The organism is Alistipes intestinihominis (assembly GCF_040095975.1).
Taxonomy (GTDB): Bacteria; Bacteroidota; Bacteroidia; order Bacteroidales; family Rikenellaceae; genus Alistipes; species Alistipes senegalensis.
On sequence record NZ_JBBMFL010000010.1, the window covers coordinates 77950 to 89920 of the forward strand.

Genomic DNA, 11971 nt, shown 5'->3' on the forward strand with positions numbered 1-11971 from the left:
TACAGAAATCAAAGATAGTTTATCGTTTTGTATTTTGGGTTTTCTTGCGGTTGCTCAGCAGGTGCTGCGTCGCGTCCAGTTCGGTCTGCGCACCCAGGTCGCCCTGGCTTTTCATCCACGCATCGAGCTTCGGGCGCATCCGGGCCATCACTTTTGCGCAGGCGGGGTCTGCGGCGAGGTCGTGCATCTGGCAGGGGTCTTTCACGATGTCGTACAGCTCCTCGGCAGGCCGTTTCTGGTACAGCCCGGCGCGTTCCCGGGCGAATGCGTCCCCCGAGGCGCCCCGTCGCTGCCACTCCTTGAAGTACTCCTGCTTCGTTATGACGCATTGGAACGTCGCTTCGGGTGTCAGGTTGCGGATGTAGAGGTAGCGTTCGTCGCGGACCGAGCGGATGCCGTAGTGGTCGGGGCCGTTGAGAATGCCCCGGGAGGTCTGGATGCCGAAGACATACTGCTTGTGTCTCGATTTTCTGCCTTCGATCACCTTCTTGAAGCTCTTGCCGTCGAGGCCCTTCGGCACCGCGCCCGAAGCGATCTCCACGAGCGTGGGGGTCACATCGACATATTCGCACAGTGCGTCGGTGGTCGTGCCGGGCCGCGTGACGCCTTTCCAGCGCACGATGAAGGCTGTTTGGAGGCCGGCGTCGTAGCAGGTCCACTTGGCGAACGGGAACTGGTGCCCCTGCTCGCTGGTGAAGATGAAGATCGTGTCGTCGTCCAGTCCGTATTTTTTCAGCAGGGCGTCGATGCGGCCGACATCGGTGTCGAGCTGGTTGATTTCGGCCAGGTACTGCACGTACAGGTCGCGGACCTCGGGCGTATCGACCAGCGTCGGGGGCAGGGTCAGCGTGGCCAGATCGAAGAGCGAGCGATCGCCGCGCGTCCACGGAACATGGGCGTCGTGCGAGGCCACGTAGAGGAAGAACGGCTCGCCGCTTTCGGCGACTTCGCGCAGGAACGGTTCGATCCGTGCGGGATTCACGTCGGCGTTCGGCTTGGCCAGCTCCTCGAAAGGAAATGCGCTCATCGGCGCGATGTGCCGTTTGCCCTGCATGGCCACCCGGTAGCCGCACTCTTTCAGATATTGGGGCAGGGTCGCTACGCCGTCGTCGATGTAGGTGTGGTTGGGATAGGCGCCCGACCGCACGGGGTAGAGGCCCGTGAGCAGGCAGTGGCGCGTGGGCGAGCTCATCGCCGTCGCCTGGAAGAACCGCGTGAAGCGCAGACCCTCCGCTGCCAGCCGGTCGATGTTGGGCGTCACGGCGTCGGGACTGCCGTAACAGCCGAAGTCGAGCATGCGCGTGTCGTCCGAGATGACGAGCACGATGTTGGGCCGTTTGGCGGCCGCGACCGCCGGGAGTGCCGCGAGGGCGGCGGCCGTCACGACGATGCGGGTTGCTTTCATCTCCATCTTATTCGGCGCAGAACAGGTAGTTGTGGGGATTGCGCTTGAAGCGGTAGCGCTGACGGGGCAGCGGCAGCGGATCGTCGGTGGCGATCTCCCATTTGAGCAGTTCGGCCAGCAGCTCCTGCTGTCTGGCGGCGTATTTTCTGTTGCCGTAGAGGTTTTTCATCTCCGAGGGGTCCTTTCTGACGTTGTACATCCGGCCGTTGCCCAGCATGTCGAATTCCAGTTTCCAGTCTCCCATGCGCACGCAGCGGCTCGAACCGCTCTGCGTCCAGGTGTTCAGTTCGTCGAAGAATCCGGGCTTCTTCCGGGTGGCTCCCTCCCGGGCATAGTCGGTTCCGTCCTCCTTGGTGTAGTACTGGCCGCCGTAGCCGTCTTCGCTCATCACGCTGCGGAACTCCTCCTCGGGGTAGTCGCCGCCGCCGATGACGTTTGCGAGACTGCGGCCCTGCACGCCTTCGGGAATCTCGCCCCCGGCCATCTCGCAGAAGGTGGGGAACACGTCCACCAGCGAGACGTGTGCATGGCTCAATCCCTGCGCCGGGACCGGGCCGCCGAACCAGACGAACGGCACGCGCGCGACGATGTCCGAGAGCCCTACGCCCTTCTTCATCAGCCCGTATTCTCCGGCGAAGTCGCCGTGGTCGGACATCACGACGAAGACCGTGTTTTCGTACAGGCCCTCTTTGCGGAGCTGTTCCACGAAACGGGCTATCTGGTCGTCGATCAGGCGGATCATCCCGTGGTAGTTGCTGCGCAGGCGTCCGAGGTGTTCGTAGTAACCCGCATGCCCCAGCGACATCATCTCGTGGAGAAGTTCGTATTCCGGGCCTTTCACCGCAAGGTCCCGGATGTCGGTCCGCATCGGCGGCAGTTTCTCGGGCGGGAACATCGAGTAGTAGGGTTCGCTGACCTGATAGGGATTGTGCGGTTCGGGGAACGAGAGCCACATCATGAAGGGTTTGTCATCACCGTTGCCGATCCATGCCAGCGCGTCGTCCACCATGCGCCAGGGGTGCTGCATCTCGGGACCGAACGGCGCCGGATTGTAGTCGGCGTACATATCGGTCGTGCCGAGGTAGCGGTTGAAGGCTTTGGCCTTTTCATCCACCCGGCCCTGCTGGGCGAAATGGTTGTAGGGCCGCCAGCAGTCGGCGTCCTGCGGTTTGAGGTGGGCGTGGTTCTTGCCGACGAGGGCCGTGCGGTATCCGTTGCGGCGGGCGAAGGAGAACAGGTCGTCCTCGTAGACCGCATCCTCGATATTGTGGTTCGACTTCACGCGCGTGGCTTTCGGAAAACGCCCGGTCAGGAACGCCACGCGGGCGGGGCCGCTGATCGGTGCCGGGGTGTAGGCCCGGTCGAACCAGACGCCCTCGCCGGCCATACGGTCCACGAAGGGGGTGACATCCAGCGGATAGCCCTCCCGGCCGCAGAGGTCGGCGCGCTGCTGGTCCGTCATGATGAAGACGAAATTGGGTTTGGAGGAAGCTCCCGTCTCCTGGCCCGTTGCGGTCGATACTGCCAGTGGCAGCAGCGCGGTCGCACCCAGCGGGATTTTAACAGGATTCATCGGATATTTGATTTTAGATTGAAATTTTAGTCGGTCGCCGGAGCGGATGACACAAAATTAGGCGGATCGGGACAGACCGGGGGCTCTATTTTGTCCAAATATGGCCAAAAAATGACCAAACCCCCGTTCGGGTGCGGCGGGGCGTTGACCGGGCCGATTTTTTCCTTTACCTTTCCTGAAATTACGAACCTAATTCCGACGTATATGATGAAATTCGACAAGCGTGCAGCGTTCGTTTCGGCTGCCGCCCTGACCTCTTCGCTGGCCTGTGCCGCGCAGCCCAACGTCGTCTTTATCCTGGCCGACGACATGGGCTACGGCGACGTGTCGGCCCTGAATGAAAAATCGCGGATTCGAACTCCTGCCATCGACGCGCTCTGCCGGGAAGGGGTGACCTTCACCGACGCCCATTCGGGCTCTTCGGTCAGCACGCCTTCGCGCTACGGCATTCTGACGGGGCGCTACGCTTTCCGCACGACGCTCAAGAGCGGCGTTACCAACAGCTACTCCCCGCCGCTGATCGCCCCCGACCGCCGCACCATCGCCACTTTCCTCTCGGAGCAGGGCTATTCGACGGCCTGCATCGGCAAGTGGCATCTGGGGTGGAACTGGGCGATGCGCGACGGCGAGGTGGATTTCTCCGGTCCGATCGACGGCGGTCCCGTGACCCGGGGGTTCGACTATTTCTTCGGCATCCCGGCGTCGCTGGACATGCCACCTTATGTATATATAGAGAACGACCGGGTGACGGCGCTGCCGGACCGGACCGCCGCTGACAGCAAAGGGCTCCTGTTGCAGCGCAGCGGTCCGCAGGGCGCCGACTTCGAACATGGGGAGTGTCTGCAACGGATTACGCGCAAATCGCTCGAATACATCGCCCGGCAGCGCAAGGACAGGCCCTTTTTCCTCTATATGCCGCTGACGGCCCCGCATACGCCGATCCTGCCTTCCGAGGAGTTCCGCGGCAAGTCGGGACTTTCGCCCTACGGCGATTTCGTGATGATGGTCGATGACGTGGTGGCGCAGGTGGTCGCCCGGCTCAAAGAGCAGGGGCTTTACGAGAACACCGTCATCGTCTTCGCCGCCGACAACGGCTGTTTCCACGGGGCGGGGGTGAGACAGATGGAGGCCGACGGACATTATCCCAGCTATATTTACCGGGGGTATAAGTCCGACCTTTTCGACGGCGGACACCGCGTGCCGCTCATCGTGTCGCGGGGCGGAAAGAACGGCGGGCGCGTCGAGCAGGGGCTCGTTTCGCTCACGGACTTCTACGCCACGTTCGCCGAGATGACGGGTTACCGGCTCACGCCCGGCGAAGGCGAGGACAGTTACAGCCTCTGGGGCGTGCTGACGGGCGAGGGCCGGAACGTGCGTCCCGATGCCGTGCACCATTCGAACACCGGTTGCTTCTCGTTGCGCGAGGGCCGCTGGAAGATTCTCTTTACGGCCGGTTCCGGCGGTTGGAGTTTCCCGACCCTGCCCAAGGACAGGGAGTATATGGCCACGCTTCCCGCCATGCAGCTCTACGATTTGGAGAGCGATCCCGGAGAGACGCGGAACGTGATCGGCGAACATCCCGATGTCGTGCGGCGCCTGACCGCCCGGATGAGGGAGCATATCGAGCGCGGACGTTCGACTCCGGGCCCCGCTCAGACGAACGAAACGCGCGGCGAGTGGAAGCAGACGGCCTTGTTTATGAATGATGCGAAATAGCCCAGAACGGGCTGCAAGGCCGCTTTCGCCTGATTTGACCAAAAAATGACGTTTTTTGGATAAGAGTTCAAGGCTGTTTTCTCGGAAACAGCCTTTCTTTGTTATCGAGTAAAACTTACTAAACCTAAAACCAATTTGTATGAAGGTATTTCGACTATGGTCGCTGATGCTTTCGGCGGCAGTGCTCTTCCTCGCCGCCTGTGAATCGACGGATGAGAAGGACGGCGGGAGATATTCGCTCGGAACGACTTGCCGGATTCTCGAAAGCAGAGGCAATTTCACCAGCTTCATTAAGGCGCTCGACCGCAGCGGTTACCGCAGGCTTGTGGACGGCGGCGGACTCGTGACGGTTTTTGCACCCGACGACGATGCTTTCGACAGTTATCTCGAAGGCAGGTACGGAACGTCGGACGTAGATCAGGTTCCCGTTGAGGAGCTCACGCTGCTCGTAGGCTGCCACATGATCCAGTTCGCCTACACGACGGAGGATTTCCTCTCTTTCTCGATGACCTCTTCGGAGGACGGGACGGATGCGGGCGACGGCTCCTGTTACAAGTACAAGACGTACGGGCGTGCCGCCATCGAGGATTATACCGACCCGGTGACCCGGCGGAAGGTGAAGCTCTTCTCCCGGGAGAAGTACATGCCCGTCTTCTCGACCCGGATGTTCGCCAAGCGGGGGATTTCCGATGCGGAGGGCGACTACCGCAAATTCTTTCCCGACGTGAACTGGCAGGGGTCGGACGACCGCCTTTATGCGGGCAACGCCGCCGTGATCGAAAGCGGCATCCCTACCGACAACGGTTATCTCTACATCGTCGATAAGGTGATGGAGCCTTCGCGCACCATATATAAGGAGCTGTCGGACAATTCGGGGACCGGAGCCGATTATTCGCTCTGCAAGAGTCTTTTCGACCGGATCAGCCTTTACAAGTACGACGCGTCCGTGTCGAAGAACTACGCTGCGTCGTCGGGCGACTCGCTTTTCTATTTCTACCACTGGAAAGAGCCCAGCCGTACGGCCGAGATTCCGGAAATCGCCAGCGAATGGACCTATCACGACGAGAGCGGCGTGGTCTTCGACCGTCCGCTGCGTTATTCGGTCAACTGTTTCCTGCCGGACGACGAGGTGCTGGAAGAGTATATGAAGGAGTATTTCAGCGAGTACGGCACGCAGACCTCGGACGATTTCCTGAGCCTGATTCCCAAAAACGCCATATACCATTTCCTGCGGGCCCATGTCTACGGGAGCCAGGACCTGATCCTGCCTTCGGAGCTCGACCGGCGTCCGGTGGCCGGCGTGAACGGCGAGCAGTTCCGCGTTTCGTCGTCGGAGCTGCGCAGCGTGACCTACTGCTCGAACGGCGTCATTTACGGGATGAACAAAGTGTTCGAACCGGCTGTCTTCACCTATCTGACGGCCCCGCTGTTCCGTTATCCTCAGTTTTCGTTCTACGCGCGGGCTTTCAACACGAAGAACATGTACAATCAGACGGTCGATCCCAACAACCGCTTCACGCTCTTCATCCAGAACGATCAGGACCTGGCCACGGCCGGTTATTCGTCGAGCGAGGGAACCGGGACGAACGGCGACTATGCGTTCCGCAGCAGGTCCGGTGCGATGAACGCCAACCAGGTGTCGAATCTGGTGATGTCCCAGTTCGTCTACGGAACTCTTCCCGAGCTGGCGGAAACCGACGACCTGCGTTATTTCATCGCCAAGGACGAGAAGACCTATTTTTATATAAAGGATAAGGCGCTTTACGACTATTCGGGCCGGGAGCTGGTCGTCAAGGCGACGTTCGATACCGAAAACGGAACGGTCTACCAGATCGACCGGGTGATTCCCGCCCGCGTCGGAGCCTACTCCGAGACCGGTATGCTGCCGGAATACGAGCAGTTCAAGGCCCTGATGATCACGGCGGGCCTGGGCAACAACAGCGGCGGTCTGGTCACCCCGATCGCCGACGGACTGGTCTTCTTCCCGACCAACGAGGCGGTTATCGCCGCCAAAGCGGCGGGAATGATCCCCGAGGTGGTTGATGGCGACGTGACGGAGCTGCGGAAATATCTCCAGTACTATTTCGTGCCGCTGAAGAAGAACAAGCTCAACTATTACCTGCTGCCGGGTCTCGGTCCCGAGGGAGCGACGGAGGAGCCCTATTCGGGAACCTACGTCACGCTGTCGGAGTACCAGAACGAGGTCGATGCCAAGACGATGGCTATCGCGTGGAATCCCGAGAATCCCGAGTCGCTGACGATTACCGACATGGCCGGCAACTCCATCACGACGGAACCCGGGGTGATCAATCTGCGCACCAACTGTGCGACCTATTCCATCACCACCTGCTTCGATTATCGCACGATGTACGGAAACTAAGTCAGAACCAAAATCAAAACTACATACCAGCGGATGATGAAAAACTTTTCACTTCTACTAATAATGGCCGCCATGTGCCTGCTGCCGTATTTCTCTCCGGCACAGGCGCAGCAATCCTCCAAAAGCGCCAAAAGCCAGAAGAAGGAGAGCTATACGATGCGCGGTGTCGTGTCGGACAGCCAGGGCGTGCTGCCGGGCGCCACGGTCTACTTGCAGAACAAGGATCAGCGAATTATCGTCGGAGCCGTAACGGGTATTCAGGGCGAATACATTCTGAGCGTGCCCGCCGACGCGAAGGAGCTGACCATCGTTACGGGTTTCGTGGGCTATATCACCCAGAAGGTCCCCTATACCGGGCAGCGGGTCTACGACGTGCGTCTGAAAGAGGATGCCAAGTCGATCCAGTCCATCGTCGTCGAGGGCAAGATCGTGCGTAAGAACGACCAGGGCGTCAAGCGCGAGAACCTCGGTACGGCTACCGAATTTCTCGACGTGACGCAGTTCGAGGATATGAGCGTAACCTCCATCGACCAGATGATTCAGGGCCGAATGGCCAATCTCGACATCGTGGCGGCATCGGGCGATCCCGGTACGGTCTCCACGATCCGCATCCGCGGTTCGGCGTCGCTGAACTCCAGCAACGAACCTCTGATCGTGATCGACGGCATTCCGCAGGACAACGACATCGACGAGGATTTCAACTTCGGCGATGCCAACGTGGAGGATTTCGGCTCCCTGCTCAATATCTCGCCGAACGACATCCAGTCGATCGAGATCCTCAAAGATGCGGCGGCCACCGCGCTCTGGGGCCCCCGTGCGGCCAACGGCGTGCTGCTGATCACCACCAAGCAGGGCGGCGTGCATAAGCCCGTCTTCTCCTTCAATCAGAAATTCGACTTTGCGTTCGATCCCAAGCCGATTCCGCTGCTCAACGGTCCGGAGTACGTGACGCTGATGCAGGACGCCATGTGGAACTGGATCAAGGACGGCGACTACGACCAGCAGCGCGTGAGGACGCTGACCAACCAGAAGGACATCCTCTACGACCGTTCCTACGAATATTTCAACGAGTTCAACTGCAATACCGACTGGCTGGATCTCATTTCCCGGAATGCGTTTACCTCCACGACCGACTTTGCGATGGACGGCGGCGGCGAGGTGGCCAATTACCGCTTTTCGCTGAACTACCTCGATCAGGACGGTACGACCAAGGCGACCGACTTCGCGCGCATCACCTCGCGCTTGAACCTGACGATCAAGTTCTCGCGGAAGTTCCGCGTCTCCTCCAAATTCGACTACACCGAATCGACGCGCAACCAGCCTTATGGCTCCACGTCCAAGGACCTGGCCATCGGCGCGACGGAGAATGCGACGAACGAGGCCAATTCGGTCTATGCCATCAACGATCAGCTGAAAAAGCCGGTGCGCAACACGGCCATGATCAAGATGCCCAACGTGAGCCCCTGGGTGCTGGACCAGTATGGAAATCCGACCAGCGAGTATTTCAGCACGCCCGAAGGCTCCATCCAGAAGACGTTCCCCAATCCGCTCGCCCACGTGCTCGAATCGACCCAGCGGACCAAGGCGCGCACCGTGGGTGCCAATTTCGGCATCGACTATGCGCCGGTTCAGGGTCTGAACATCAAGGCCAATATCTCTTACCGTCTCACGGCCGTCCGTACCAACGGTTTCCTGCCCTCGTCGGTGATGAACGTGAAGTGGTCCAATCAGAATTACAACCAGGGTCTCGAAGCGCAGTCCAACAAGGCCGTAACCTATGCCGATGTCAATATCAACTACGGAGTGAACATCAACCGGCACAGCATTCAGGCGACGCTTCAGGAGCAGATCGAAGCCACCAACAACAACAGTTACAGCATCACGACCACCGGCAGCGGCGCCGAAGCGGTCAGCTCGCCTTCGTCCGAAGGTAAGATCATCAAGATGAATTCAGCCTGGGCCAAGCGGCGTACGCTCGGATTCGCGGGCAGTCTGAACTACGTGTACGACGAACGCTATGCCCTGAACATCGCCGGCCGTCTGAACGCCAATTCCAACACCGGCCGCAACAACCGCTGGTCGGCCATCCGTCCTTCGCTCTCCGCCGTTTGGCGAATCAACAACGAAAAATTCATGAAGGAGGCGAAATGGATCGACGAACTGCGCCTGAAAGCCAGCTGGGGACAGAGCGAGCGCGTTCCGGCCGCAAGTTTCGTTACGGGTACGTTCGCATACGAGGACGCCTATATGGACCGTCCTTCGATCAAGCCCAACCAGATGCAGCTCGACAACCTCAGGCCCGAGATCGTCTCCTCGTACAACCTGGGTTTGGAGGGTGCCTTCAAGCGGAATATGATCCGGTTCAGTTTCGACTACTACGACAAGAAAACCTCGGACCTGATCATGGAGAACATGAGCATCCAATCGACGACCGGTTACAGCTCCGTGCGCCGGTATAACGGCGGTGACATCCGCAACCGCGGCTGGGAGTTCTCGGTGAGCCTGAACGACATCGTGAAAATAGGCGCTTTCCGGCTGGGACTCTCCAATATCAACCTCTCGCGCAATGTCAACGAGATCACCTCGCTGCCCGAAAGCATGATCGCCGAGAAATACACGATCGGAAACGGCAATTACCCCCGGAAGATCATGGAGGGCAACCCGATCGGCTCCATCTACGGTTATATTTTCGACGGCGTTTATCAGAATTACGACGAGACGTTGGCCCGCGACGCCCAGGGCGAGCTTATCCGCGATGTCAACGGCAATACGGTTCCCATCCGCGTGGGCGGCACCACCCGCATGCGCCCCGGAGACGCCAAGTACCGGGATCTGAACCACGACGGCGTGATCGACGAGCAGGACATCGTATACCTCGGTTCTTCGTTCCCGACGCTCACCGGAGGCGGAAGTCTCGTGCTGAAGTACAAGGGCTGGCAGTTGCGCACCTCGCTGCATTTCCGTCTCGGACACAGCATTGTCAATATGGTGCGTCACGACCTTGAAAATATGAACACCGGTAACAACCAGTCGAAGGCCGTGCTTCACCGCTGGCGCTACGAAGGCGACCAGACCGACGTGCCCCGTGCCTTGTGGGGCGTGAACTACAACTCGATGGGTTCCAGCAAATACGTCGAGGACGGGTCGTTCCTGAAGGTCAAGGACATTACGCTGACTTATCGCGTTCCCCAGAATTTTTGCCGGAAACTGGGGCTGATGAATATGGTGCTTTCCGCCACGGCCTACAACCTGTTCACCCTGACGGACTATTCGGGACAGGACCCCGAGGTGGGCGTCGGAGCGGGTGCCTACGGTCTGGCGATAGACACCAGCCGTACGCCGCCTGCCCGAAAAATCGCGTTCAACATTTCGTTTAGCTTCTAAATTGTGCGAGTTATGAATAAGAGATACTTTTTTAATCTTCTGAAAACACTCCTGCTGCTTCTGACGGTTTCCGGGGCCTCGGGATGCAACGACTGGCTCGATGTACGACCCGAGAACGAACAGCCGATCGACGAGTTCTGGAACAACAAGGAGGAGGTCGATGCCGTTATGATGGGCGCTTACCAGCAGCTCCGCAGCAGCCTCGAATATCTGGTTCGCTGGGGCGAGCTGCGCGGGGACGTGGTGGAGCTGGGGCCCGGCCTTACCTCCAACGAGAATATGCTGGCAGTCAAGGGGCTCGATATAAAGTCCGACAACCCGATCTGCAAATGGCAGCCGTTCTACAACGCCATCGGCCGCTGCAATGCGGTCATCCGGTATGCGGCCGACGTGCTGCCGCGCGACAAGACGTTTACCGACAGGGCTTGCGAAGCGTATATCGCCGAGGCGAAGTGGGTGCGGGCGCTCTGCTATTTCTACCTGGTCCGCACCTTCCGGGACGTGCCCTATATCACCGAACCCTATCTGAACGACCGGCAGGAGTTCCGGATTCCGAAGAGCGACGGCATGGATATTCTGAGAACCGTCGTCGCAGACCTTCGCGCATGTGCGCAGCTGATCCCGGTGGCTTACGATCCCGGTTCGTGGGAGAACAAGGGACGGGCTACGGTGTGGGCGCTCTATGCCCTCGCCGCCGACATCTACCTTTGGCTCGGGGAGTACGACGAGGCGATCGGCATGTGTGAAAATATCGAGAAATCGGGCCTTTATACGTTGCTCTCCACGGACGACTGGTACGGTCTCTATTACCCGGGAAACTCCTCCGAAAGCATCATCGAATTGCAGTGGGACGGCATGCAGCTCCAAACCAATTCGCTTTTCGCGTGGTTTTACAATGAGAGCGCCAATGCGAACAACTATGCCGTTTCGGACGCCGCCGTCGCCAAGTTCAACGAGTTTCCCGATGAATCCGATCAGCGCGGAGACGGGGGCAGTTATATCGAGTCCAGCGGCAAAATCTGGAAATATGCCGGAACGGCGCGCGGCGTCAGTAACCTGCGGGAATCCGGACGCCGCGACGCCAACTGGATTTTCTACCGTCTGGCTGACGTGCTTCTGATGCGCGCCGAGGCGCTGGTCATGCGCGAGGGCGAGGGCGACATGGCCGCAGCCTATGCGATTGTCCGGCAGATCCGGGAGCGTGCCGGATACACGATGCACCCGGATATGCCCTCCAGTCAGTCCGAAATGATCGACCTGGTGCTGGACGAGCGCCTGCGGGAGCTCTGTTTTGAGGGCAAGCGCTGGTTCGACCTGGTGCGGGTGGCCATCCGCGACGACGGAAAATACAAGAGCAAGCTGGTCAAACTGCTGCTTCAAAACGTGGCCGCCAAGGACCGTCCGCTCTACGAAGCCAAATTGCAGAATACCTACGGCTATTTCCTGCCGATCAACGAGAGCGACATGGTCGCCAGCGGTGGGGTGCTCGTGCAAAACCCTTATTACCTCTAAC

6 protein-coding genes are annotated in these 11971 nt (G+C 59.5%); 4 read left to right on the forward strand and 2 right to left on the reverse strand.

From position 1 onward, the window contains the following. Positions 1-19 precede the first annotated feature (19 nt). Together WMO46_RS09625 and WMO46_RS09630 are read right to left on the reverse strand one after the other, a co-directional pair. Positions 20-1411 (reverse strand): sulfatase family protein, encoded by a 1392-nt coding sequence (locus tag WMO46_RS09625; protein ID WP_349094260.1) that lies wholly within the window; start codon positions 1409-1411, stop codon positions 20-22. Position 1412: 1 nt separating this feature from the next. After that, complete coding sequence (locus WMO46_RS09630; protein WP_349094261.1) at positions 1413-2978, reverse strand: sulfatase family protein; 1566 nt, start codon at positions 2976-2978, stop codon at positions 1413-1415. Between the two features lie 204 nt (positions 2979-3182). Between WMO46_RS09630 and WMO46_RS09635 the strand changes: the two genes are divergently transcribed. The 4 genes from WMO46_RS09635 to WMO46_RS09650 all read left to right on the forward strand — a co-directional run bounded on the left by WMO46_RS09635 (position 3183) and on the right by WMO46_RS09650 (position 11970). Beyond that, positions 3183-4694, forward strand: coding sequence for a sulfatase-like hydrolase/transferase (locus tag WMO46_RS09635; protein ID WP_349094262.1), 1512 nt, complete (start codon positions 3183-3185; stop codon positions 4692-4694). A gap of 139 nt (positions 4695-4833) precedes the next feature. Then, positions 4834-7074: a fasciclin domain-containing protein gene (locus WMO46_RS09640; RefSeq protein WP_349094263.1), complete on the forward strand. Its 2241-nt coding sequence runs from the start codon at positions 4834-4836 to the stop codon at positions 7072-7074. 36 nt (positions 7075-7110) lie between these two features. Further along, complete coding sequence (locus WMO46_RS09645; protein ID WP_349094264.1) at positions 7111-10458, forward strand: SusC/RagA family TonB-linked outer membrane protein; 3348 nt, start codon at positions 7111-7113, stop codon at positions 10456-10458. A 12-nt stretch (positions 10459-10470) separates the two neighbouring features. Beyond that, entirely contained in the window at positions 10471-11970 is a 1500-nt protein-coding gene (locus tag WMO46_RS09650; protein WP_129650097.1) for a RagB/SusD family nutrient uptake outer membrane protein, read from the forward strand. The last annotated feature ends 1 nt before the right edge of the window (position 11971 follow it).

Excerpts from the sequence above, each read along its gene's own strand:
- WMO46_RS09630 (WP_349094261.1), bottom strand. The coding sequence starts at position 2,978 with ATGAATCCTGTTAAAATCCCGCTGGGTGCGACCGCGCTGCTGCCACTG.
- WMO46_RS09635 (WP_349094262.1), top strand. The coding sequence starts at position 3,183 with ATGATGAAATTCGACAAGCGTGCAGCGTTCGTTTCGGCTGCCGCCCTG.
- WMO46_RS09640 (WP_349094263.1), top strand. The coding sequence starts at position 4,834 with ATGAAGGTATTTCGACTATGGTCGCTGATGCTTTCGGCGGCAGTGCTC.
- WMO46_RS09645 (WP_349094264.1), top strand. The coding sequence starts at position 7,111 with ATGAAAAACTTTTCACTTCTACTAATAATGGCCGCCATGTGCCTGCTG.
- WMO46_RS09625 (WP_349094260.1), bottom strand. The coding sequence starts at position 1,411 with ATGGAGATGAAAGCAACCCGCATCGTCGTGACGGCCGCCGCCCTCGCG.
- WMO46_RS09650 (WP_129650097.1), top strand. The coding sequence starts at position 10,471 with ATGAATAAGAGATACTTTTTTAATCTTCTGAAAACACTCCTGCTGCTT.